The 24,081-nt window shown below is 48.2% G+C and carries 21 protein-coding genes and 1 pseudogene; 4 read left to right on the top strand and 18 right to left on the bottom strand.

All coding sequences use genetic code 11. From position 1 onward, the window contains the following. Positions 1-26: 26 nt before the first annotated feature. On the top strand, positions 27-1,274 hold the full coding sequence (locus GGU45_RS12270; protein WP_435225100.1) for an alkaline phosphatase family protein: 1,248 nt from the start codon (positions 27-29) through the stop codon (positions 1,272-1,274). A gap of 115 nt (positions 1,275-1,389) precedes the next feature. Next, positions 1,390-2,943: a TPM domain-containing protein gene (locus tag GGU45_RS12265; RefSeq protein WP_435225098.1), complete on the top strand. Its 1,554-nt coding sequence runs from the start codon at positions 1,390-1,392 to the stop codon at positions 2,941-2,943. Between the two features lie 4 nt (positions 2,944-2,947). Here the strand turns inward: GGU45_RS12265 and GGU45_RS12260 are convergent, their stop codons facing one another. From GGU45_RS12260 to GGU45_RS12175, 18 genes and pseudogenes are all read right to left on the bottom strand, one after another. Further along, entirely contained in the window at positions 2,948-3,427 is a 480-nt protein-coding gene (locus tag GGU45_RS12260) for an RDD family protein (protein ID WP_435225096.1), read from the bottom strand. A 252-nt stretch (positions 3,428-3,679) separates the two neighbouring features. Beyond that, a complete protein-coding gene (flxB, locus tag GGU45_RS12255) occupies positions 3,680-4,408 on the bottom strand; it encodes a flexirubin biosynthesis SDR family reductase FlxB (protein WP_435225094.1) in 729 nt (242 codons plus the stop codon). Between the two features lie 194 nt (positions 4,409-4,602). Next, positions 4,603-6,138 carry a flexirubin biosynthesis tyrosine ammonia-lyase FlxA gene (gene flxA, locus GGU45_RS12250; RefSeq protein ID WP_435225092.1) on the bottom strand — a complete coding sequence of 512 codons (1,536 nt, stop codon included), beginning with the start codon at positions 6,136-6,138 and terminating at the stop codon, positions 4,603-4,605. Between the two features lie 203 nt (positions 6,139-6,341). Then, positions 6,342-7,646 (bottom strand): flexirubin biosynthesis putative acyl-CoA ligase FlxY, encoded by a 1,305-nt coding sequence (gene flxY / locus GGU45_RS12245; protein ID WP_435225090.1) that lies wholly within the window; start codon positions 7,644-7,646, stop codon positions 6,342-6,344. Positions 7,647-7,784: 138 nt separating this feature from the next. Continuing rightward, positions 7,785-8,960, bottom strand: coding sequence for a hypothetical protein (locus tag GGU45_RS12240; protein ID WP_435225089.1), 1,176 nt, complete (start codon positions 8,958-8,960; stop codon positions 7,785-7,787). Positions 8,961-8,998: 38 nt separating this feature from the next. Beyond that, positions 8,999-10,255, bottom strand: coding sequence for a phosphatidylinositol-specific phospholipase C (locus tag GGU45_RS12235; RefSeq protein ID WP_435225087.1), 1,257 nt, complete (start codon positions 10,253-10,255; stop codon positions 8,999-9,001). Positions 10,256-10,741: 486 nt separating this feature from the next. Further along, positions 10,742-12,487 (bottom strand): tetratricopeptide repeat protein, encoded by a 1,746-nt coding sequence (locus GGU45_RS12230; RefSeq protein ID WP_435225085.1) that lies wholly within the window; start codon positions 12,485-12,487, stop codon positions 10,742-10,744. Positions 12,488-12,622: 135 nt separating this feature from the next. Further along, entirely contained in the window at positions 12,623-13,075 is a 453-nt protein-coding gene (locus GGU45_RS12225; protein WP_435225083.1) for a hypothetical protein, read from the bottom strand. A 181-nt stretch (positions 13,076-13,256) separates the two neighbouring features. Next, positions 13,257-14,984: a tetratricopeptide repeat protein gene (locus GGU45_RS12220; protein WP_435225081.1), complete on the bottom strand. Its 1,728-nt coding sequence runs from the start codon at positions 14,982-14,984 to the stop codon at positions 13,257-13,259. A 53-nt stretch (positions 14,985-15,037) separates the two neighbouring features. Further along, positions 15,038-15,412 (bottom strand): holo-ACP synthase, encoded by a 375-nt coding sequence (acpS, locus tag GGU45_RS12215; RefSeq protein ID WP_435225079.1) that lies wholly within the window; start codon positions 15,410-15,412, stop codon positions 15,038-15,040. 164 nt (positions 15,413-15,576) lie between these two features. After that, entirely contained in the window at positions 15,577-15,807 is a 231-nt protein-coding gene (gene yidD, locus GGU45_RS12210; RefSeq protein ID WP_435225077.1) for a membrane protein insertion efficiency factor YidD, read from the bottom strand. Further along, a complete protein-coding gene (gene rnpA, locus GGU45_RS12205) occupies positions 15,804-16,193 on the bottom strand; it encodes a ribonuclease P protein component (RefSeq protein ID WP_435225075.1) in 390 nt (129 codons plus the stop codon). Before rnpA ends, yidD begins: the two co-directional genes overlap by 4 nt. 91 nt (positions 16,194-16,284) lie before the next feature. After that, positions 16,285-16,440 carry a 50S ribosomal protein L34 gene (gene rpmH, locus GGU45_RS12200; RefSeq protein WP_026309617.1) on the bottom strand — a complete coding sequence of 52 codons (156 nt, stop codon included), beginning with the start codon at positions 16,438-16,440 and terminating at the stop codon, positions 16,285-16,287. A gap of 268 nt (positions 16,441-16,708) precedes the next feature. Further along, the gene (murI, locus tag GGU45_RS12195) at positions 16,709-17,524 is read right to left on the bottom strand and encodes a glutamate racemase (RefSeq protein ID WP_435225073.1); all 816 of its coding nucleotides are present in this window, start codon (positions 17,522-17,524) and stop codon (positions 16,709-16,711) included. Between the two features lie 182 nt (positions 17,525-17,706). After that, a complete protein-coding gene (gene murA / locus GGU45_RS12190; protein WP_435225071.1) occupies positions 17,707-19,017 on the bottom strand; it encodes a UDP-N-acetylglucosamine 1-carboxyvinyltransferase in 1,311 nt (436 codons plus the stop codon). A 52-nt stretch (positions 19,018-19,069) separates the two neighbouring features. Continuing rightward, positions 19,070-19,258, bottom strand: a pseudogene (locus GGU45_RS12185) (hypothetical protein); the annotation flags it as partial. A gap of 175 nt (positions 19,259-19,433) precedes the next feature. After that, complete coding sequence (locus GGU45_RS12180) at positions 19,434-19,973, bottom strand: DUF420 domain-containing protein (protein ID WP_435225069.1); 540 nt, start codon at positions 19,971-19,973, stop codon at positions 19,434-19,436. Then, entirely contained in the window at positions 19,945-20,769 is an 825-nt protein-coding gene (locus GGU45_RS12175; RefSeq protein WP_435225067.1) for an SCO family protein, read from the bottom strand. Before GGU45_RS12175 ends, GGU45_RS12180 begins: the two co-directional genes overlap by 29 nt. A gap of 264 nt (positions 20,770-21,033) precedes the next feature. Here GGU45_RS12175 and GGU45_RS12170 point away from each other — a divergent pair, with 264 nt between their 5' ends. Continuing rightward, complete coding sequence (locus GGU45_RS12170; protein ID WP_435225066.1) at positions 21,034-22,284, top strand: PQQ-dependent sugar dehydrogenase; 1,251 nt, start codon at positions 21,034-21,036, stop codon at positions 22,282-22,284. Between the two features lie 136 nt (positions 22,285-22,420). Next, positions 22,421-24,079: a M28 family metallopeptidase gene (locus tag GGU45_RS12165; protein ID WP_435225065.1), complete on the top strand. Its 1,659-nt coding sequence runs from the start codon at positions 22,421-22,423 to the stop codon at positions 24,077-24,079. Positions 24,080-24,081: the final 2 nt, after the last annotated feature.

Here is a 24,081-nt window from a genome sequence, read left to right as displayed (position 1 = left end):
TATTGATAAATATTGAAAAGACGTTTATGAAAAGAAAAGTGCTTGTTTTGGTGGGGTTACTGGTTTGTTCGGCCACTTTATTTGCCCAGCGCACAAAAAAAGTGGTATTTGTGATTGCTGATGGAATCCCGGCCGATGTGATTGAGTCGGTGGCCACACCCAATATGGATGCTATTGCAAAGGCCGGGCGGTATACGCGGGCTTACGTGGGAGGCGGCAAAGGCACCTATTCGGAAACACCCACTATTTCTGCAGTGGGCTACAACAGCCTGCTTACGGGTACCTGGGCCAATAAACATAATGTTTGGGATAACAATATTGCGGCGCCCGATTATCATTACCCCACCATCTTCCGGTTATTAAAAGACCAGTATCCGAAAAAGAAGATCGCTGTTTTCTCAAGCTGGCTCGATAACCGCACAAAACTGGTAGGCGATGGCCTTGCGGAAACCAACAAGATTCATGTGGATATCGCCGCGGATGGTTTTGAGCATGATACGCTTAAATTCCCGAAAAGCGGGCCGGTACACCGAATGCACCGGATTGATGAACACGTGGTAGATGAGGCTACAAAAAGCATCCGGCAACAGTCGCCGGATCTTTCCTGGATCTACCTGGAGTATACCGATGATATGGGACATGGCTATGGCGATTCGCCAAAGTTTTATGAAGCGGTGGAAATGCTGGATCGGCAAATGGGTCGTGTTTGGGATGCGATCCGCTACCGGCAGGAAAAATTTAAGGAAGACTGGATGATCGTTATTACCACCGATCATGGCCGGTCGGAATCCAATGGTATGGGGCATGGCGGCCAGTCGCCCCGGCAGCGCAGCACCTGGATCATCACCAATAACCCGGGGCTGAATACCTATCCGGATCATTATATCCCGGGCGTAGTGGATATTTTTCCAACCATTGCGCGTTTTATGAACATTACTGTTTCTCCGGCAGTGGCGCGTGAGTTGGATGGTGTTCCTATGATCGGAAAAGTATCCCTGGCGGATATGCGGGTCAATTATTTTCAGCATAAACTCGATATTGACTGGACTCCGCTGGACCCCAAAGAGCAGGGTAGGATAAAAGTCTGGATCACCACTACCAACCAGGTCAAAACCGGGGGAACGGACTCCTATAAGCTGGTGGGCGAGGTACCGCTCCGGCAAAGGCATTTGACGGTTGATGTAAAGGATCAGCCTTCCGGTTTTTATAAAGTGGTGCTGGAATCGGCTACCAACACATTAAACCGTTGGGTGGTATTGGACCAAAAAAAGTAAGGGCATCAATTGCCTGGACCACAGATGGTATTTTCAGGGAACCGGGTGTGATAAAATACATCCCCGGTTCCCTGATCTTTTGTTATTTTGTTGCCATTTAACCCTTGTTTTGCGAATGACACACCTGAAATTGGCGGCACTTTTTTTAACCCTGCTGTTTTTCATAAATGCGCCTGCCCTGGCACAAAAAAGGTGGACCGTTAAAGCCGTTCCGGACCCCAGGGCGCAGCCCGGTTTTAACTATGTAAGTAACCCGGATGGTGTTCTAAGCGGTGGTACCGTAGCGGAGATCAATGCGGATCTAAAGCAACTGGAAGAGGCTACCACCGACCAGGTGGCTGTAGTGGTGCTGAACTCCATTGGGAAAAAAGTGCCCAGGGATTTTGCTATGGAACTGCTCCGGCATTGGGGAGTAGGCCAAAAAGAAAAGAACAACGGAGTGCTGGTCCTGCTGGTAATGGATCAGCGGCGGATGGAGTTTGAAGTGGGATACGGGCTGGAGGGAACGCTAACGGATCTTGTTTCCAAACAGATCCAGGAAGACTATATGGTGCCGTATGCCAAACAGGGGAATTATGACGCAGCAGTATTGAAGGGGGTGAAACAGGTGGCACAGCTGCTTTCGGGGAACACGGGCACGGGAGGTGGAGGCGGTAACACATCCGGCGCTCTTTCATTTCCCCCGGATGCGCCTGCTTCCGAGCCGTCATACGGTAACACGATAACAAGCCCGGTGAGCCGGTCTTTTCCTGAAAATATTTTTGCTCTTTATAAGCAGCATGTGGGTTGGGGCGGTTTTTGGGTCCTGTTGTTCTATGTGATCTATTTGATCGTGTGGTTTACGCGCCGGTTTAAAGCGAAGGATCAGCAAAACTTCTTTTATTCGGCGCGGCCGGGATGGCTGTCCGCAATCCAGTTCTTGTGCTGTTATGCAGGGCTGCCATTCCTGCTCTTCTTTATTTTTACGATCCCAATCAATATTTTTACGGGGCTGGTCTTTTTTTATTTATTTGGGATCAGCTACCTGGGGTTAACCGTTTTAGGACTGCTGCGCTGTTTAAGAGCGGAGGAGGAAAAGCGTACCGAGGATGACCTTTTGTATCTCTACGTGCGGCAACTGGATCAGCACTGGAAAGGAACGGCTGCAGATAAACTATTTCCCTTTCCGCTCCTTTATTTCCGGGCAAGAATCGGGCAATACCTGGCCCGGCTCCGCAATGGGATGTTGATCAGCAATGCCGGAAATGAAATGCGTCTGCTGGATGAAAAACAAGACAACACCTACCTCACTAAAGCCCAGAAAATGGAAGAACGGCTGCAATCTGTAGATTATGATGTATGGGCGGAGCAGGGAGGAAAAGCGTTTAAGCTGCATGGAGTGCTGCTCAGCAGCAAATACAGCCACTGTCCCAAATGCAATACGATGGCCTACTATCTCGAATCAGACAGGACGATTGAGCCGGCCACCTACTCCAGCAGTGGTGTGGGTTTAAAAGTATATACCTGTAAGTTTTGTCATCACCGGGAGCAAAAAGAGTATAGGATCCCACAAAAGAGCCGGCCATCCGATTCAAGCAGTTCCGGCAGCGGCAGCTCCTCCAGTTCGGGCAGCAGCGGCAGTTGGGGTGGCGGCAGTTCCGGCGGCGGCGGGGCAGGCAGCAGCTGGTAGGTTCCTAAGAGCCGCTTTCCCGGTCGTTAACTACCATTGTTTTTGTCCACCGGTCTTGCCAGGGGTCACAGGGGGTGCCCAGGGCGCTGAATGCACAAAAAGGCACGGCCCGGGCAAATCCGCGCAGGAAGGCCGTTTGGGAAGTAATAGGCGTGCCGTCAATATTTACAGCACGGGTCCGGGTAAGATATTTCCCCGGCGATTTGCCTTTTAAAAGAGATTCCAGGGCTCCCATATAAAGTGCGTAGAGAATCATATAAAGCAGGTTGCTGAACAGCTTGAAACCTCCGTTGTCAGATGCAATATAGGGGGCTATTTCCGGTGAAACGGATACCATAAAAAAAGCAAGGAGAAAAATAAGTACGTAAAAAACGATCGAGTCTACTATTAAATTCAGCAGGCGTTTTCCGGAAGATGCGCGGGTATAGAGGAATTCATTTTCGAACAGCGAAAATTCTGTGGAGGTGTTAGGGTCCTGAAGCATTGTTTTGTTTTTGATGGTGAATAGATACGGTAATGTAGCTTTTTATTTTGACATAAGGGCATCCACCGCTTATGAGGTGGATGCCATTCTTATAAACTACTTTTGGAGCCCGGCTTCAACCGCAGAGAACGCCAAGTCCACACAAGGCTCGCTAAGATATTTAACGGTAGGCTGCCGTTGCGGGCATTGCGTATTCCATGCGTTAAAAAAAGGAGTGCAAAAAAATGATATGCACCCGCTTTATGAAGAATGTCAGGTATACAATCCCCCGTTAATGGAAAGCACCTGCCCGGTTATATAGGCAGCTTCCCGGGTGGCAAAAAAGCCTACGGCATGGGCCACTTCTTCCGGCGTGCCAAAACGATTGGCGGGAATGATTTGTTTCATTTGGCCCTCATCAATATCTTCCGTCATATCGGTTTTTATAAAGCCCGGGGCCACGGCGTTTACCGTAATATTGCGTTTGCCTACTTCCTGGGCAAGGGCCTTGGTAGCGGCAATAACACCGCCTTTAGCGGCGGAATAATTGGTTTGTCCGGCCAGTCCTTTTAACCCTGATAATGAAACTACATTGATGATGCGGCCATAACGCTGGCGCAGCATGTTGTTTACCACCAGCCGGGTAACATTGAAGAAACCGCCAAGACTGGTATCAAGTACACCATCCCATTGCTCGTCCTTCATCCACATCAGCAGTACATCATCCTTGATGCCGGCATTGTTCACTAATACTTCAATTGTTTTATCCGGGTTGGCTTCCATCCAGCTGCCCAGGGTTTGTTGTACGGCCTCACGGTCTGCCACATCAAAGGCCAGTAAAGCCCCGTTAACGCCGGCTTTTTCCACCCCGGCAAGGGTTTCTTCGGCCTTTTCCCTGTTGCCCTTATAATTGATCAGGATATTGAAGCCTTGTTTGGCAAGCTGTATGCAAATGGCTCTTCCAATGCCGCGGGAGCCTCCGGTTACTAATGCCCAGTTCATATTATTTGTTTGAGGTTTGAAGTTTCAGGTTTGAGGTTAGATCCGTTTTTATGTTCCATAATCTCAGGTTTGAGGTTTGAAGTTTGAGGTTTGGGTTTGATCCGTTTTTGTGCTCCATAATCCGGCATCCATTATCCCGTATCCCGTCTGGGTTTGAGGTTCTCAACATCAAACAAATAACATCAAACTTCAAATTAAAAAGGCTGCTGCGCTTTCATAAAATCGCGCACTTTTGCCAGGTCTTTATAAAGCGGGTAATCCTTGCTGAACCGGGGAAATACGTTGCGCAGCAATGTATAAACAGATATTGTTTTTGAAGCCATCTGATCATGCCGGTCGAGGTAATCAATTGCCTGCAGCAGCGTCATGGCCTGGATGGCCAGTACTTCGTAGGCGTTTTCGATCACTTTTTTGGCTATCTGGGCAGCATTAAAACCCATGCTTACAATATCCTGGTTATCGTTATTGTTGGGGATGCTGTGCACATACATTGGGAAGGAGAGGGTCTGGTTTTCGGCCGTTGTAGATGTAGCCGTAAACTGGATCCCCTGCATGCCAAAGTTCAGCCCCAGTACCCCATGATTGACAAAGGGAGGAAACTTCTGGTTTAACCGTGCGTTGAGCAGGTAATTCAATTGCCGTTCGCTCAGCATGGTTAACTTGGTAATGGCGATTTTGATTTTATCCATTTCAAAAGAAACATAGTCGCCATGAAAATTGCCGCCATGGAAGATATTATGGCTGGCCACGTCTACCACCGGGTTATCGTTTACAGAATTAAGCTCGTTTACCACGGTTGCTTCTGATTGTGCCAGCGTATCATAAATGGGGCCCAGCACCTGCGTAATGCAGCGGAGCGAATAGTATTCCTGCACTTTATCTTCGAAAACATCGTGCTGGATATTATCCGGGTTATATAAATGCTCGGACCGGCTGCGGATGAGCTTGCTGTCTGCCAGGATGGAGCGCATCTGGCGGGCAATATGCTGCTGGCCGGTGTGATGTTTTACGATGTTGAGCTCATGGGAGTAATGGTCATCGTATACCTCCATTATCTCGTTGGTCATGGCAGAAAGCATAACCGACCAGTTGAGCAGCTGCTGTGCCTGCAACAGGTTCAGCAGCCCTACGCCCGTCATGGCTGAAGTGCCATTGATCAGGGCCAGTCCTTCCCGGATTTGCACTTTCATGGGCTCCAACCCGGTTTTTTTAAAAGCATCGGCTGTGGGTTGTACCGTTTCCTTATACCATACTTCACCCTCACCAATGATCCCCAGCGCAAGGTGTGCCAGTTGTACCAGGTCGCCGCTGGCGCCCACGCCCCCATGTTCGTAAATACAGGGGATGATGTTATGGTTGATCATATCTGCAAGCAGCTGCGGCAGTTTGGGGTCTACACCGGAATAGCCCTGCATTAAATTGTTGAGCCGCGCCAGCATTACCGCTTTACCCTGCAAAGGAGGTAATACGCCGCCGCCGCCGCTGCTGTGGCTGCGGATCAGGTTATACTGCAGTTCCAGGATATTTTCATCGCTGATCTTATATTGCGCCATAGGGCCAAAACCCGTATTGATGCCATAAATCAGCTTATGACTGGAAAATTGTTTCAGAAATTCAAAGCTGGCGTTTACCTGTTGTAAGGCTGCGTTATCAAGTGTAATAGGTTGGCTATCAATTATAACTGCATTAAAATCCTGCAATGAAAGCCGTTGTCCCCCTACTGTGATCATTTTTGTATAAAAAATTTATTAAACAAGGCGCAAAAAAACGAAAAAGATCACTGGTATCAAAATAAAATGTTATAGCTGGTTTAAGGGAGTTTTATGCCGATACCCGTAAAGCGATACTTCGCCCCGGTAAATTGGGGGTTGCATTCATGAGTTTTACGGCAAACCGGTTCACATTTTTATCCTCTTGTCTATCGGGGGGCGTGTTAAACCCCAACACCCCGTTTATCGATAAATTTTACCGGCTTACGGGCTCCCTCCGGAAATTGCAATTGCAGCATTTCTTCCCGCGTCAGGTATTTGATATGCGGCATTACCCGTAGCCGGGCCTGTAAGTAGGTTTTTATTTTACCATCGGTTTCTTCAGAAGTATTGGCGGGCAGGATATATAAAAGTACTTCATCGGTTCCGATCTCGTTACTGTATACTTCGGCCACATATTCTTTAATGGCGTCCATCTTATGGATGATTTCAAAAAGCGCGGGTGCAAACAGGGTGGTGCCTTTGAATTTGATCATTTGCTTTTTGCGACCGATAACAGGCGAAAGGCGTGTGGTATGGCGGCCGCAGGAGCAGGGCTCGTGAAAAGCCCGGCAGAGATCACCGGTTTTATACCGCAGCAGGGGCATGCCTTCCACCCCCAGTGTTGTAATGGTTACTTCGCCGATTTCGCCGGGCGCCACGGGGACGCCGCTGTCATCGATGAGTTCCAGGATCACCAGTTCGGGGTTCTGATGGCCGCCTTTGCCCGCTGTACATTCTGTAAAAGCCGTCTGCATTTCGGTTGATGCATAGGTAGAGTATAATTTTATGTCCCAGTTTTCTGTGATCTTGCTGCCCAGCACATTCAGGCTGAGGTCTTCTTTTCGCAGGTTTTCACCAATGCAGATCGCTTTTTTTACAGATGACCGGTTCAGGTCGATGTTATTTTCGCGGGCGTATTGGATGAGTTTTACGATAAAGGAGGGTACCGCCACGATGGCGTTGGGTTTCAGCCGCTCCATCACTTCCCATTGGAGCGAGGGTACGCCGGGACCTACCCGAACCTGTCCGGCTCCCAGTTTGCGGATGCCCAGGTAATAGGCAATGCCGGCCATAAACTGCCGGTCGAGGGTAAGCATGAGCTGGTAGATATCAGACGCGCTGCCATCGGCACAGGCAAAGGAACTGTATTCATTATAAGCCAGTCGCTGCAGATCGTTTTCTGTAAGCGCAATGGTTACCGGGCTGCCCACCGTACCGGAGGTGGCCATATATTCCACGATCTGGTGTTGCGCCACACAAACAAAATCCTTGTTATGCATTTGCAGGTGCTCTTTTTCTGTGGGTGGAATATGGGCCAGGTCGGCAATATGCCGGATCCTGTCCGGGTTAATCCCATGCTCATGAAACAACCGTTTATAAAAAGGGGAGTTCACTTTTAGATATTGTACCAGGTTAACCAGCTTTTTTTCCTGGTAGGCTTTGATCTGCCCCGCCGGCTGAAAGGATAGGGATGGTAACTCGTTCATGAAGTCAAAAGTAGGATTTATACGGCAGTAACAAAGACCGGCACACCTGCTAATTACCACAGCGGCCGCCAGGAACGGTGTTGGTTCCGGTGCGGCCGCTGCGGGGTGCACGCTTCTTGCAAGAAAGCTGAGACTTTACTACTGTATTAACAGGCTTCGTACCTTGTCAAAACTCATGGATTTTAGCTGCTGTTCCGTATAGGTGACGCCATTGAGCTTTATTGTTTTTTGACCGTTAACCGCCATTGCGCTAACGCCTCCGGGAATGATAATATAGCGGTATTGTATATTCTGGAAGAACTCTACCGAATTAGAATTATCATGTGTAAACCGGGTAAGCACTAATTTGCCTAACGTGGGGATAAAGCTCATCGTACTGGCTTTTCCACCAGAGTAACTGGTGTAGGGAAGCGGACCATACAGTGAACCTGTTCGATAATATACTAAAACGGTTCCTTTTGCCAATATGTCTGCTGTAATTTTTGGTGCAATAATATAAGCGGCCCTGTAGTTGGATGCGTCAAACGTTGTATCTGAAAAATCAGTAGCCAAGGTCCAGTCGGAATAGATCACGTTGGCTGTTCCTGTTGCGCCGGTAGCGCCAGTAGTTCCCGGTATTCCCTGTGCCCCCGTAACTCCTGTAGCGCCAGTAGCTCCTGTAGCTCCCGTTGCACCAACCGGGCCGCGTAACCCTCCGTCACCTTTTAAATTGATAAAGGAGGGCCAGGCATTATCCTTTTTGGGGCCATACAAGTAAGAAAGGGGAATAAAAAGGTAATAATCGCCATTATCGCCAATGGAGGGGCCGGGCACATCAAAACCGCTTAAAATTTTTGAACCGTTGGCCCCTGCCGCGCCCGCGGTACCTGTGGCACCTGTAGCACCCACCGCACCAGTTGCCCCGGTGGCGCCCGTTGCGCCAGTGGCTCCGGTTGCACCTGTGGCTCCGGTTACCCCGGTGGCGCCCGTTGCGCCTGCAGCCCCGGTTGCCCCGGTGTTTCCTGTTGCCCCAGCGGCTCCGGTTGGCCCCACCATATTAATGGGGCTGCCCCAGCCCGCTGCTGTTTTGGGCCCGTATAACTGGGCGTTTGCGGTATTGATGAAAAAATCGCCCGCCGTGCCTGTACCGGTTTGGGGGGCGGCTGTGCCATAATAAATTTTTGTACCATCAACGCCGGTGGCCCCAACAGCGCCGGTGGCCCCGGAAGGTCCTAATGGGCCGGCTGCGCCGGTATCCCCTTTTTTACAGGAGACGTTCAACAATACCAGCATCAGCCATGTGGCCGCCGCTAACAGTTTGAATTGATTTTTCATTGTTTTGTTTTTAGTTGGATTTGAAAATAATTACATTGTTATGACCATATTATTGCAGTAAGTATGTCATAATTGTCTTTGGTGGCTTCCGGAACCTGATCAACCGTTCCATAAAGCCCGTAAGCGTTTGCTGTGGCCGGGTTGGCAATATGGCGCAGCACGGGCTTGGGATCACCGGCTACTTCATAGCATAAATACAGCTCCGGTTTTCCCGAAAAGGCAAGGATCCTGCCGTTTAATAAAGGAGCGCCTTCTGCGGCAGGATCCATCACAAAATCAAGGTTTGGAATGCCTTGAAAGTCCCATCCATTTCCGAAAAGGTGATCGGCAATAGCCGGGTTGGGAACATGATGCAGCTGGCTGTCAAAATTGAGATAAACGGCTCCGTTGGAGGTGTTCCTTACCACAGAAAGCGCCAGGGGATCGTGATAATTACACTGAACTAATGCGGAAATCAACGCCGTTTCCGTTTCGGGGAAATCCATTGGAATGATGCCGTAGCGGTTGTTATTGTGCCCGTTGATATAGGGGTACAATTGCGCATTCACGATTTCTGCAATATCATCGGGCCAGAGCCTACCGGTACAGCTGGCGAAATTTAAAAACAAATAATTTTCATATTGCGTTCCTGCTGCGGCCTCCAGTGTGGGTTTTACATAATCATTAAACTTGTTTTCGATGATCGTAAAGTAGGTGTATTCGTCCTGAACGTATAGTGCCACTCCATTGCCATTTGTCCAATGATGAATTTTTTCGCCGTTGGGCCAGTCATTATAAAGGTTGATCCCGATGTCAGGATTGTTGTCCGGCGTAAACCGGCGGATGAGTATAATGCGCCCCCTTGCCTGTGAAAGCAGCGGAAGGGTGGTTCCTGTGTAAAAAAGCATTCCCCAGCCGGCAATTACTTCGTTCAGCTTCTTATAAAAGACATCCGATCTTGGGTAGGTGGCACTTTCGTTTTTGATGGACATGATGATGGTTTCCTGCGGATAGGCCTGCAAAAACGCATTGCAATTGCCCACAACATCATCGTTGAAGTTTAAACCGGTAGCGCTTTGCCCGTGCCATACCATAAGCGCATCGGGGTCGTCATCGTGGCCGCTGGGCTTTAACCGGATATCGAGGAAGCGAATTCCCGCATTCAATTGTTCCGTTAGCGACAGGTTCTGACATTTTGCAGGTCCTAAATCTATGGGGTAAGTACCGCTGTCATGTGTGCCGGGGATGGTAAGTTCAAGAAGCTTTTTAGCTCCATTTAGATAGCTGATCCATTTTGGTAAAGAGGGTTGTGACATATTATGTTGTTTTAGCTGGTTACTTCGTTTTTTCGTTCATATCTGCCGGGGCGGTGTGAATTTGAATTGTTTAGAGGCGGGCTGGTTGCCTGGTTTATATAAAGGTGCAGCGTTGAGGAAGGCGCTCCAAAATTCCGGCGGGATTAAACACGGACAGCGGTCGGACAAAATGTGGACAAGCTTTGTATATATTTTACAGTCGTTCGTATGTCGTTGTACGGTAAAAAAAGCCGGAAGCGGTTGCTGCCGGCTTTTTTGAAGCGTTGTGTTGATTGCGACCCCCGGGTTTTGACTAAAACGGGTGGATCTTGCGCTCAAAATAAATCCAGACAGAGAGTATCAGGAGGAGCGCCACCAAAAGGATAAAGAGGGTAACATATAAATGTTTTTTGCGTTTCATGATACAGAGAAGTGCAGTTAAATGTAGAAAAATTCCTGGTTTCAGCGGGAATTCTGTGCGGACAAAATGCGGACAATTCTTGCAGCTCAGGCGTGGAGATCCAATGTAGTAATTTTTGCTTCCAGCAGTTGATCAGAGTCGAGGTTTAATCCTGTACGCAGGCGACGTTTGCTGCGGGCAACACTGTCTTTGCTGATACCGAGGGTGTTGGCAATCTGGTAATTGGTCAGTTTCAGGAATATAAGTGCCGCCAGCCGTTCCATAGCCGGGGTCAGGTTTTCCATGTGTCCGCGCAGGTTACCGAAAAAAGCGGGGTAGGCTTTTGAGAACTGCCCGCGAAACTTTTCCCAGTCGTCTTCCGTAAGCAAGGGGTAGGAGCGCAATTGTTCCGATGTGGCCGTTGCCGTATCTTTACTGTTTAGCTGCTGCTGCAGCAACTGGATGAGGTCATTTTTTTCGATGATATTGCGGGTAAAGGATGTTATTTTTTCGCGGACTTCCTGCACATCCCGCCTTGCTGCGGCGTTTTGCAATTCCATTTCCCGCAGCCGGTATTGTTCCTTTGCCCGTTTCCGGTTATAGAGCAGGAGTGCAATAATAGTAAGTAGCACGATGCCGGTTAAGAGAGCATTCCGGATGCTTTTTTCCCTGCCGGCAACCGATTGTGCCAATACTAATGAATGCTGCAGGTTGTCAAAAGCGATTTGAGCCTTAATAACGGAGAAGGCGCTTTTTTTATTTTTTTCCCGTTCCTGCTCCTGAAACCTGTTTCGGACCTCCTCATAATAAAAGGCACTATCCATATTGCCGGTCTGTTTATAAAAGTCGCGTATCAGGCCCGCGGCGTCTATAATTTCGGCATACCAGTTATGGGGGCGGGCAATCTGCAAGGCATGGCGGGCGGCCGATAATGCAGCCGGGTATTGCTTTTGCAGCAGGTGCCATCGGGCCAGGGCATTTTGCGCCATTGTAATGTTTAGGGAGTCGGAGCCCGCACGGCTGTTTTGCAGGTATTCGTTCAGCAGGGGAAGCGCTGCTGCATAGTGGCCTTCGGCCGTAAGCGTTTGCCCGATATTGCCCCGGGCAATACCTTCCCACAAATGCTTCATATAGGGAACCGGTTCCTGGTTTAGCGCAAGCAATATGCGGTTATAATACCAGCGTGCGCTATCGTATTTATGAAGTTTGTTATAGGCGGCGCCCATGATGTCGCATTGGAAAATAAACACCCGGACATCGCGGTGAAGGGTGTCAATATTCCATATATCAATACATTGTTTGCCATAGTTCAGCGCCCGCTGATAGTCGCCCTGGCTATACAGCGCGGAACTTACGCCAAAAAAGCGGTTCTGCGTATAGGGAAAATACTGAAAGCCGACCCGGCGCTGGATCTCAAGCGCTTTCAGGTTATAAAGAATATGCGTCTCCAAAGATGGCGGAATATCGGCCCGGATGCTGTACAGCTCGGCATTGAGCTGTTCGTCCTGCAGGGGATAAGCCCTCTTTATTGCCTCATCAATAACGGGGTAGTACCTGTTTTCATAGTTATATTCCCTTGCGGCCATGATCTCAAACATCAGCAGGCGCACCTGCAGCCGCCGGTCAGGATGTGCTTTTATATAGCGTTGTAATTGGGCAATATGACCAAGGTATTTTGTCCGGTAAGCCGGTTCGTCTTTGTGGATGCGCAATGAGTCAAAAAATACCTGTGAGCGGTAGCTTTGTGTTGTGTCGGCCACCTTCCAGGCGTCTATATAGGGCATTATTTCCGCATCCTGGGATATAGAGGCAGTAGTGTGTAGAAGGCTCCAAAGAAACAAAATCCATTTCACCGAAAAAAAGTTGGTGCTGTAAATATAACGGATTTGAAAGAGCCCTGCTGATAAAAAACCTGCTGATAAGAAAAGGAAGTTATAAAACCCGGCCAGAAGTAAAAACAACACCGGTGATATTACATGAGAAAAAGGTTATGAGGCATCGCCTCTTTTGAACTTTTTTTGTGAAATAATATTGCCATTGGCGTCAACGTTTATTTTGTACATACTTTTTGCATCGTTTACCACAATGATATAATTGGTTGCCAGGGGCGTCATTACCTCTGTTACGCCGAAAATTTCTTTTTTCCCAATTTTCTTTCTTAAGTCAAATAGTAAGGTGGGCGGCAAATTGTTCTCCCCGTAATAACGGATGGTTTGCAAAAGACTGCCGTTTGTTTTGTCTAACATCGCCCGGTACAGGATATGATCTTTTTTGAAGACCGCTATAAGACAGTCGGATTCCTCTATCCAGGAAACCGAACCCACATCCTTAAAAATGACGCTGAAGGTACTCAGCACTTTTGCATTGATAACAGGGGTGGGTTTGCCGGCAAAAGCATGAGCGCTTAAAGCCGTTGCCACAATGATAATAAGGAGTTTCATTTTATTTTTTTTTAAACGAATGGATAATCAGTTAATTTTTTACAGAAACAAACGAACGGGAAATGTCTGAAGCAACGTATTGGTGATAGCAGCTTAATTGTTCTGTTACCTAAAGTTGCTTTAAAAAGAGGGCGATTTACAAAAAAACAACCAGACAAAAACCGGACAATAATATAACTACTTATAAATCAAACAAGTACTCTTCCAGTGTTTTTTCATGCGATAGATAAAGAAGGTGGCGTAGCCGGTGTTTGCTGCGGGTTACACTGTCTTTACTAATGCCCAGGGTATTGGCGATCTGGTAATTATTGAGCCCTAAAAAGATAAGGGCGGCCAGCCGTTCCATAGCCGGGGTAATATTGGGGGCGTTCTGATGCATCCGTAAGAAAAAATGGGGGAAAGCTTTGGTGAATTCTTCGCGGAATTTTTCCCATTCGGTTTCGGTGATGATGGCATTGCAGAGCAGTTGGATTTGTAATTCCGCGGGTGGTGTTTGCCACCTGTTTTGGGCTTCCATGCCCTGGATGAGGTTGTTTTTTTCCACAATAAGCCTGGTAAAAAACCGGATGCGCTCTCTTGCCTGATCTATTTCCGCCTGGGCATTTTGGTAGTCGGCTGCTATTTTTTCCAGTTTTGCCCGGTCTTTGAGTCTTTTTCTATTGTACAGCAACCCTGTAATAACGAGAAGCAGGCTGATACTTATTAAAATAAGCTGTTGTTTTTGCCGCTGTTGTAGGGCTACCGATTGCGAAATGGCTAGTGAGTGCTGCAGTTTGTCAAATGCCAGCTGCGCCTGTATTACAGAAAATGCGCCTTTTTTATTCTGTTCCCGGATGGCATCTTTGTATGAGTGGTAAAGATCATAATAATAAAAAGCTTCATGGATATGATTGCTATGGCGATCAATAAGGCTGATGTATTGTGCCGCATCCCTTAATTGGGGAAGCAGGGTGTATTTGGAAGCCGTGTCATAGGCCAGCCTGGCGGCCCGCAATGCCTTATTGTACTGGCCCTGCCGTAGATAATAGTTCGCAAAGGCGTTCTGGGCCATGGCTATATTCAAACGGTCGTTCAGCTGATGAGCCGCTTGCAGGTAATTCATTAACAGCGGCAGCGCCAGGGTATATTTTCCCTCCTGTGTATAGGTTTGCCCGATACTCCCCTTCGCAATGCCGCTCCATAAGGTACTATCCAGGTTGGTCATTTTAGGACGGGGCATCTGGAGGATCCGCTTATAGTAGGCTCTGGCACTATCAAACTGGTTCAGGTTTTTAAAGGAGGCTCCAAGGATATCGCATTGAAAAACATAATGGTCCGGAAGTAACTGGCTCCCCGTTGCATGATAAATGGCCATGAATTGCCTGCCATAGTCAATGGCTTTCCTGTAGTCGCCCAGGTCGTAGAGGCAACGGCTTACTTCATAATAGGGAACATACCCATAGGGAAAATACCGGATACCAATTTTTTGCTGCAATTCGATGCCCTTGAGGTTATAAAACAGCCGGGTATCCGGGGAAAGGGGATGACTTCCCCGCAGCAGGTACAGTTCTGCATTTAACTGATCGTCCTTCAATGGATAAGCCAGGTTGATGGCTTCATCAAAAAAATCACGCTTAAAGCTGGAATCAAGCCTTATATGAAACTCGTAGATCATTAAGCGCACCTTTAACCGTGGATCGGGGTGGTCCCGCACATATTGCTTTAACAAGGCTATTTCCTTGTAATAGGATTGTTTTTGCCCCGGAGTGATCGCATGTTCAAAAAAATAACGAACGAGCTCCCTGCATTTCCCGGTTTGGCTGAGATCCGTGGTTTTCCAGGCGTTGATAATGGGCACAATTCCCCTGGTTTGAGCACCCGCTGTCAGCGCGGGCAGCATTAGGAACAAAAAGGGAAGTACCTTTTTCAAAGTGCAGTTAGTTTGTAATTCTCTATTAAAGGTACAACAAATAGTTGAGCGGCTTATTGCTCAATAATTACCACGGCGGCGGCAATCGTCTTTAAATGGCTAAGGGAGAGTTGCACTTTTTTCAGGTTGATGTGTTGGAGGGTTTCGGCTGTTTGCCCTTTCAGGGAGATAACCGGCTTTCCGTTTTCATCGCCAAGAATCAGGATCTCATTAAAGGCGGTACCACCGGTCCACCCCGTGCCCAGCGCTTTAAAAAACGCTTCTTTTGCCGCAAAGCGGGCAGCATAGTGTTCGTATTTATGTGCCTTGGGCTCACAATAGCCGATCTCCTCCGGAGAAAATACCAGTTCCCGGAAGCCCTGCTCCTTTTGGATTTTTTCTGCTACGCGTTCGGTTTCAATTACATCCAGTCCCAGTCCGGTAATCATTTTTTTGTTTCAGGTTTGAAGTTTCAGGTTCAAGGTTTAAAGTTCAAAGTTTCTGTTTCAAGTTTCCGGTTCAGTATTCAGGTCTCAAGTTGTGCGTCTTATGTCTCAAGTTTCAGGGGTTTTCAAAACTTTGAACATTAAACCTGAAACGGGCCCGGAGGGCCCTACGGTACCGGGTCATACCCACTTCCTCCCCAGGGATGGCAGCGGGAAATGCGTTTTATAGAAAGCCAGAACCCTTTAATGGGGCCGTATTTTTTAAAAGCCTCCAGCGCATAATGGCTGCAGGTGGGGGTGTACCGGCATTTGGGGCCCATCCAGGGCGAAATGACCAGCTGGTAAAACCGTATCAGCAGGATAAATGGCAGGCTTAGTATTTTTAGTACCCGGTTCATGTAATGCTTTTTGCCAGCTTCTGCAATGCTTTTGCTATTTGTTTATAAATATCGGCATATACGGGAAGTTCTTTGCCCGTGTACAAAAAGAACAAAAGCAGCCGGGTATTGGTTGGACCGGTTTTTATTTTAAGAGGTTGCTGCTGCAGCCGGTAGGCTTCGCGCAACAGGCGCTTAATGCGGTTTCGGTCTACCGCTTTTTTAAAGTACCGGCTGCTGGTGCCTACGCCGCACAGCATCTCCGGTTTGTCTGCGGCTTCAGCAAGGTACAGCAACTTTATGGTACCCGAATAGATGCGGTTTCCGGAACTGAAAACCTCCTGCAGCTTTTTACGGCTTTTGAGGCGTTGCCGGCGTGGAAAAGTATTTGTTTTTGTTTGCTGCACGTTCAATAAAACACAAAAATACAGGGATCAGCGATGCAAAAAAATAGCCCCGTTACCGGAGCTACCAATTTTTTCAGAAATAAGGGGAAGCTTATTTCAGTTTCCTTTCGTCAGAAACCGTCAGTTTTTTGCGTCCTTTTGCACGGCGGCTTGCCAGTACTTTACGGCCGTTAGCGGTTTGCATACGCTTGCGAAAACCATGTACGGTTTTACGACGACGACGATGAGGTTGAAATGTACGTTTCATAATATCTTAAATTTTCACTTTTTTTTGAATGCGCATGGGAGAACATGCTGGTTTTCAAGTTTCAACCACAGGACACCACTCCCGTTGGTTTGTGAAAGGACGGCGAAGGTAGGGAAAAGTTTTTGGTTTTTTACAGAAATATGTGTTCCCCCGCCGGTTAAACGCATTAAATGCTGGTTGGAGCAATGGTTACTATCTTCAACTCCCCGGCAGAAGTATGTTATCTTATAACGGGCCTAATTGCGTTAACTACTGCAAAACACTGCTATCACAGCTCCAGATACCGGCTTTTAACCGGGGCGCCAAAGAACAGGCTGCCATGGCTATCAAAGTCCTCGGTAGAATCTGTAGTGAAAAATTGCCGTTGGCCGTTCTTGCTGCAGCGCTGTTCTATTTCAGGGTGCCGCAGCAGGTAATCGGCAAGACTGTTTGCAACCAATTCTCCCTGGGAGATCAGTTTTACATCAATCGGCAAATGTTCCTTTATCTTGTCTTTTAGCAATGGGTAATGGGTGCAGGCAAGCAATACCGTATCAATTTTTGGACCTTTCTGAAGCAACGCGTGCAGGTTCTTTTTGATAAAGAAGTCGGCGCCGTGGGTATTGATCTCGTTGTTCTCCACGATGGGCACCCACATCGGGCAAGCTTCCTGGTATACGGTGGCCTCCGGAAAAAATTTGCGGATCTCTATTGGATAGGATTCGGAAAGCACGGTGCCCCGGGTTGCCAGGATGCCAATCTCCCCGTTTTCAGAATAGCTGCCAATAACCTCGGTGGTCGGGCGGATCACTCCCAAAACTCTTCTGTCCGGCGCAATTTCAGGAAGGTCATTTTGCTGAATGGTACGTAATGCCTTTGCTGAAGCCGTATTGCAGGCAAGGATTACCAGGGCACAGCCCTGCTGAAAGAACCATTCCACGCATTGAAGCGTGTATTCGTATACGGTTTCAAAGGAACGGTTACCATAGGGCGCCCGGCCATTGTCGCCCAGGTATAAATAGTCATATTGGGGCAATCGCTTCACCAATTCCCTCAGAACTGTTAAACCTCCATAACCGGAATCAAAAACGCCTATCGGTGCCATAAAATGTAATGAAGTAGGATGTAAAAGTAATGAGTTGGCGGCAACCCGGGAAATAGCCGGGTTAAATTATTTTATCGCGGAAAGATTATCGGTACTGCCCGGGCAATATTGATTACGTTCGGCTTCCGGAAAATATTTTTTATGAAATTTTGCCGTCTCTTTTGAAATAAACAGGCTCTCGGTTATTTCTGCGCTCTGCGAATATCTGCGCCCAGGGCCTGTAACCGGGTGTCAATCTGCTGGTATCCCCGGTCGATCTGCTCAATATTCTGAATGGTGCTTTGTCCTTCGGCGCTTAAGGCGGCGATCAGCAAAGCCACCCCCGCGCGTATATCCGGGCTGCTCATGGTAATGCCCCGCAACTTCCGTTCGCGGCCAAGGCCGATCACCACGGCACGGTGCGGATCACAAAGAGTGATCTGTGCCCCCATATCGATGAGTTTATCTACAAAAAACAAACGGCTTTCGAACATTTTTTGATGAATGAGCACACTGCCGTGGGCTTGTATGGCGGTTACGAGCACAATGCTGAGCAGGTCGGGAGTAAAGCCCGGCCAGGGGTGATCATAAATAGTGAGCACCCCGCCGTCAAAATACTTTTGTATGGTATAGCTTTCCTGTGTGGGAATATGGATATCATCGCCTTTTATTTCCAGGTTGATGCCCAGTTGTTCAAAGCGGTTGGGTATTACGCCCAGGTCGGGAACGCTTACGTTTTTGATCAGGATATCGCTTTGGGTCATGGCCGCCAGGCCGATGAAGGAACCAACCTCGATCATATCCGGAAGAATGGTATGTGTGGTACCGGAAAGATAGTGCACCCCTTCAATGGTGAGCAGGTTGCTGCCGATGCCGCTGATCTTTGCTCCCATGCGGTTGAGCATTTTGCAAAGCTGCTGCAGGTAAGGCTCACAGGCGGCATTGTAAATGGTGGTAGTACCGGTAGCCATAGTAGCGGCCATTACCAGGTTGGCAGTACCCGTTACGGAAGGCTCATCCAGCAGCATATAGGTTCCTTTCAGCTCTTTGGCCGATAAATGGAAAAACCCATCTGCTTCGTTATGATTGATATCGATGCCGAACTTTTCAAACCCGATCACATGGGTGTCCAGTCTGCGGCGCCCGATCTGATCGCCCCCCGGCTTGGGAATAAAGGCTTTTTTATAGCGTGCCAGCATGGCCCCCGCCAGCATCACGGAGCCGCGCAGCTTGCCGCTTTTTTTACGGAAGGCATCACTGTGGAGGTAATCGATGTTTACGTCTTTTGCCCGGAAGATGCAGGTGCTGCGGTCAACCCGGTTCACTTCCACATTCATCTCCGCCAGCAGCTCGATCAGCAGGTTTACATCCAGGATGTCCGGGATATTTTTGATCGTCACCTCTTCCGGGGTCAGCAATACTGCACAAATAATTTGCAACGCCTCATTTTTTGCACCCTGCGGATGAATTTCCCCTTTTAAACGGTTGCCTCCGCGAACTTCAAATACGTTCATTTGATCAAAATATTAATTTCCGGGCGAAGATAGTCGAATACAATTGTTCTTTTTAAACTACCCCGCCGCTTTTAATTGGAAATTCAGGAAGTAAGGATCTTTGAAATTGTCCTGAAGCGCCGAATGATTGCTTGTATTCTGCAAACTGTAGCATTCTGCGCAGGTTTTTTTCTTCAAAGTTGCGACCGTAGCCGGCTGTTAGCCGTATAGCTAATTCGGACAGGATCTGTTTGCCATAGCCGCCCGTCTGTTTTGGAGTACGTCTCTATTGATGCGCTTGCCAATATGCCAAAAAAGCATCGTAAGCGCACTGTTCGCCTGCTGCACAGTACAGCGATTGGTCCCGGAAATATAATCTCCGGTTTGAATGAACGGGACACTGAATAACAGATGCCTGTCAGGTCTTGTATAAAGCTTTAATAATACGGACTGATCAAGACATAGATAATGGGGCCGGTTACCGCTACGTAAAACCAGATAGGCCAGGTAATACGGGCATTTTTCCGGTGCCGGGGATATTCGCCAATCAATCCCCTGTATGCCGTAAACAAAATAAATGGCAGGATGATGCCCGCGAGCGGAATATGAGTGCCAAGGATGAAATAATAAATAAAGCGGATGGCGCCCGTACCTCCAAATTTGGTATCGCCCGCCAGCAGGTGATGGGCAATATAGCTTACCAGAAAGAGCATGGAAAGCACCATAGCCGTTAGCATCAGCCGCTTATGCAGCCGGTGCCGGCCGCTTTTGGCAGCAAAAAGAGCCACAACCAGCAGCACTGCAACAATGGAGTTGATAATGGCATTGATAAGCGCGAAAATATGCACGTCAAAACCTGGTTCAACATCCAGCTTTACCCGCCCCAGGGCTACAATAATGGCGAATACGATTACGGAAAAAGTATAAATAAGAAGCCGGGCTTTCTTATCATTTTTGGTCCACGATGGGGGCAACATTTTTTTTCTTTTTAAACAGGATCAGGAATAAGCCTACGAGAACGGCGGCAACCAAAAACACAATGGCCAGCAGGTTTAGCTGTCCCGATAATGCGCTTTTTTCATTGGGATTTTTTTCCAGCGTCAGCAGTACAAGATCCCTCGAAATTTTGGCCAGGGAAGCACTGTCAAGTCCATGGTAAAATCCACGGATAACCCGGCTGGTATCGATCAGTACAAAATGATCTGTATGAATAAAACTGGTATCAATACCCTTGCCATCTACCAGCCCGATGCGCATGTCTTTTAACGCCAGGTCGTAAATTGTTTTTTTATCACCCGTTAGCAGGTCCCATTGCTGGGGGTTGATCTGGAAGCGATCTGCCCAGGCTTTGAGCTGATGCACCGAGTCGCGCTCCGGATCAATACTGAAGGAGATGAACTGTACATCACTATTGGTGCGGTCACCCACCCGTTCGGAATTGGTGATGGAACCCTGCAGCCGCTTCATGTTTTGGGTAAGCGGCGGACAAATGGTAGGACAATGGGTGAAGAAGAAGTCGGCAATGATGATTTTCCCCTGGTATTTGTCCAGGGTTACCGTTTCGCCCAGCTGGTTCGTCAGCTTAAAATTGCTGAGCCGATGCCATACGGTATCCGAAACCTTTTTACCATCCTTTAAGGTGGAGTTGATGGAATCCGGAAAAAAACGCTGCGGCAATACCACCGCCTGATCAGCGTAATGCCCGATGATAAAGTAGCAGGTGAGCGGTAAAATGATCGCAATGAGAAGACCGTATATTGCTTTTCTGTTCAAAAGAAACCCAAATTAAGTTTTTGCAGCGGCAAAAGTCGTAAAAAGCTTTTAAACGGCCTTAAATAATTTGAAAATGTGAAAATATGAAAATGTGGGAATGTGAAAATGTGACGATGTGAAGATGTGCAAATGCCTGATGTTGCCTGTTGCCAGGCCTGCTATCAGATGCTAAACCCGTTTACATCGCACATTAAACGTTAAACATCAAACATCAAACTTTTAAATGGAATTGTGCTACTTTTAAGTCGTCTAAAAAATTACACAATGAGTTTTCATGTTAAACCACTGATGACAGGGGTACTGGTAGCATCCCTGTTCATAGCCTGTAATTCTGATCAGTCGCATGGCGAAAAAACAGCCGGCGAAGTGGCAGACTCTTCCTCTAATCCTGTGGAAACCAAAAACCCCAACAGTGATTATAAGCCGGCATTTGAAGGGCAAACCCGCATAAAAGGAGTAAAAACCCAAACACCATTGGAGGTGAAAATGCTTACTGACAGCCTGGTGTACCCCTGGGGAATCACCAGTTTGCCGGATGGGCGCTTTTTGATAACAGAAAGGAAGGGCGACCTTCGCATTGCTACTGCCGAAGGGCAGTTGAGTGCACCCATCACGGGCCTGCCCAAGGTAAACAGTGATGGGCAGGGCGGGTTGCTGGATGTGGCTGTTGATCCGGATTTTGCTGCAAACCGCACTATTTATTTTACTTTTTCGCAGAATGTTCCTCCGGGAACCTTAACCGCTGTAGGTAAGGGAAAGTTGGCTGCAGACGAAAAGACGATCGAAGGAGCAACTGTTATTTACCAGGGACTGCCGGCATTTCCCAGCAAACTGCATTATGGCGGTCGGTTGGTATGGGATAAAGAAGGAAATCTTTTTGTAAGTACGGGCGAGCGCTCAGATACTATATCGCGCCCCCAGGCGCAACATCTGAATTCTGCCCTGGGCAAGGTATTGCGGATTACTAAAGAGGGCAAGCCGGCCCCCGGTAACCCGAAATTTAATGCAACAGATGCCCGGCCGGAAATTTACTCCTATGGGCACCGCAATGTGCAGGGCCTGGCCATACACCCGGTTACCGGCGATCTTTGGGAGGATGAGTTTGGCCCCAAAGGAGGGGATGAGGTGAACCGTATTGAGCCGGGAAAAAACTATGGATGGCCAACGATCACTTATGGACTGGAATACAGTGGTAAAAAAGTTGGAGAAGGTATTACCCAAAAGGATGGGCTGGAGCAGCCGGTTTATTACTGGGATCCTGTGGTATCGCCCAGCGGTGCTACCTTTTATAGTGGTGACCTGATACCCGAATGGAAGAATAATTTGTTTATAGCAGCGCTCAGCGGTATGCATATTGTACGGCTGGTGATCGAAAATAATAAAGTAGTAGGAGAAGAGCGACTGTTGACGGATCAGCAACAACGGTTCCGGGATGTGGTACAGGGTGCAGATGGGGCACTGTATGCCATCAGCGATGGAGAAAAAGGAAGACTGTTCCGGATCGGGAAGAAATAAATGAAATCAGCGATTAGCATTTAGCCGGTCTGACGGCCGACAGTTATACTGATCCGGGGATGAAAAATGAACTCCCCGGATTTATAAAAATTACCAGTGCATTCCTTGCGAAGTATAATCGCTTAACTATTATTCAATGAATTGTAAACTGTTCACCGTTGCGCTTATCGCATTGGTTTTTGCGGGCTGTAACAACCCCGGGAATACTGGTAATGATGAGGAAGGGCTGTCGGTATTTAATGCAGATAGCCTTGTAAAGCATATTAAGATTCTATCATCGGATACGTTCCAGGGGCGCAAACCGTTCACGGAGGGCGAAACAAAGACCATTGCCTACCTGCAGGAGCAGTTTCAATCCATTGGGGTGCAGCCCGGCAACGGCGATAGTTACCTGCAGGACGTGCCAATGATCGATATCCTGTCACAACCGGATTCCCTGATGCAGGTAACTGCAGCAAATGGAAATCTGCAGCTGCAGGGCTTTGATGAGTATGTGTTGTCTGCACCCAAAACGGATGCAGTGGTCAGCCTGCATAATGTGCCGGTAGTTTTTGCCGGCTATGGGGTGGTAGCACCCGAATATCACTGGAACGATTATGAGGGGCTGGATGTGAAGGGAAAGATCGTAATGGTACTGGTAAATGATCCCGGTTTTAATAACGGGGATACCACCCTGTTCAAAGGCAGAACCATGACCTATTACGGCCGGTGGACCTATAAATTTGAAGAAGCAGCCCGGCAGGGCGCCCGGGGCTGCCTGGTGATCCACAGCACCGCAGCGGCCAGCTATCCGTTCAGCGTAGTGCAGAACGGCTGGAATGAATCGGAGCTGCGGCTGGACAATCAAAACGAAAAACTACTGGATGCCCAGGGCTGGATTTCCATGGAAGCAGCCAAAAAGCTGATCGTTGCCGGGGGGCAGGACACGGGCATTATCGCTAAAGCAGATATCCCCGGGTTTAAAGCAGTGCCCCTGGATGAAACTGTTTCTACCAGCATCAGGACAAAGGTTACCTACAGTAAATCGCATAATGTGATCGCAAAGATCACCGGCAGTAAATACCCGGATGAATACCTGCTTTACACGGCCCATTGGGACCACCTGGGTATTGGCAAGCCGGATGCAAGCGGTGATTCCATTTATAATGGCGCAGTGGATAATGCCAGTGGCACCGCTGCGTTGCTGGAGTTTGCCCGGGCCTGGAAGAGCCTCAAAACGCCTCCGGAACGTACCATCGTTTTTTTGGCTGTAACTGCCGAGGAGCAGGGTTTGCTGGGCTCTGCCTATTATGCGCAGCATCCCGTTTATCCTGTTGCAAAAACGGTGGCAGTATTAAATGTGGATGAAGTCAACAACTATGGCAAAACAAAAGACATTACGGTGATAGGGCAGGGGCAATCGGATATGGAAGATCTTTTGAAGGAAGCCGCCGAAAAGCGGGGGCGCTATATTTCTTATGATGCTACACCGGAGGCCGGGCATTATTTCCGGTCGGATCATTTCAGCTTTGCAAAAGCCGGAATACCTGCACTGGCGCAGGGTTTCGGGATTGATGTAGTGGGTAAGGGAAATGAATATGGTAAGAAAATGCAGGAGGAATTTAACGCGCAACATTATCACGAGCCCTCCGATGAGTACAACAAATCCTGGGACCTGGGCGGCGCCATAGATGATCTGCAATTGCTTTTTATGGTGGGTAAACGGTTAGCTTACGGGCATGTATGGCCGGGATGGAAAACCGGTTCGGAGTTTAAGGCGGAAAGAGATAAAAGCGCCGCAGAGCGAAAGCTTTAAAT

This window comes from Niabella hirudinis (genome assembly GCF_051201075.1).
Taxonomy (GTDB): domain Bacteria; phylum Bacteroidota; class Bacteroidia; order Chitinophagales; family Chitinophagaceae; genus Niabella; species Niabella hirudinis.
The sequence above is the reverse complement of the archived record's forward strand: the minus strand, read 5'-3'. Positions and strand labels throughout refer to the sequence as shown.

Coding starts and splice junctions, on each gene's coding strand:
- GGU45_RS12240 (WP_435225089.1), bottom strand. CDS start 8,960: ATGAAAAATCAATTCAAACTGTTAGCGGCGGCCACATGGCTGATGCTG.
- GGU45_RS12165 (WP_435225065.1), top strand. CDS start 22,421: ATGAATTGTAAACTGTTCACCGTTGCGCTTATCGCATTGGTTTTTGCG.
- acpS (WP_435225079.1), bottom strand. CDS start 15,412: ATGATTACCGGACTGGGACTGGATGTAATTGAAACCGAACGCGTAGCA.
- yidD (WP_435225077.1), bottom strand. CDS start 15,807: ATGAACCGGGTACTAAAAATACTAAGCCTGCCATTTATCCTGCTGATA.
- GGU45_RS12270 (WP_435225100.1), top strand. CDS start 27: ATGAAAAGAAAAGTGCTTGTTTTGGTGGGGTTACTGGTTTGTTCGGCC.
- GGU45_RS12170 (WP_435225066.1), top strand. CDS start 21,034: ATGAGTTTTCATGTTAAACCACTGATGACAGGGGTACTGGTAGCATCC.
- murI (WP_435225073.1), bottom strand. CDS start 17,524: ATGGCACCGATAGGCGTTTTTGATTCCGGTTATGGAGGTTTAACAGTT.
- flxB (WP_435225094.1), bottom strand. CDS start 4,408: ATGAACTGGGCATTAGTAACCGGAGGCTCCCGCGGCATTGGAAGAGCC.
- GGU45_RS12225 (WP_435225083.1), bottom strand. CDS start 13,075: ATGAAACTCCTTATTATCATTGTGGCAACGGCTTTAAGCGCTCATGCT.
- rpmH (WP_026309617.1), bottom strand. CDS start 16,440: ATGAAACGTACATTTCAACCTCATCGTCGTCGTCGTAAAACCGTACAT.
- flxA (WP_435225092.1), bottom strand. CDS start 6,138: ATGATCACAGTAGGGGGACAACGGCTTTCATTGCAGGATTTTAATGCA.
- GGU45_RS12265 (WP_435225098.1), top strand. CDS start 1,390: ATGACACACCTGAAATTGGCGGCACTTTTTTTAACCCTGCTGTTTTTC.
- flxY (WP_435225090.1), bottom strand. CDS start 7,646: ATGAACGAGTTACCATCCCTATCCTTTCAGCCGGCGGGGCAGATCAAA.
- GGU45_RS12180 (WP_435225069.1), bottom strand. CDS start 19,973: ATGTTGCCCCCATCGTGGACCAAAAATGATAAGAAAGCCCGGCTTCTT.
- GGU45_RS12260 (WP_435225096.1), bottom strand. CDS start 3,427: ATGCTTCAGGACCCTAACACCTCCACAGAATTTTCGCTGTTCGAAAAT.
- murA (WP_435225071.1), bottom strand. CDS start 19,017: ATGAACGTATTTGAAGTTCGCGGAGGCAACCGTTTAAAAGGGGAAATT.
- GGU45_RS12235 (WP_435225087.1), bottom strand. CDS start 10,255: ATGTCACAACCCTCTTTACCAAAATGGATCAGCTATCTAAATGGAGCT.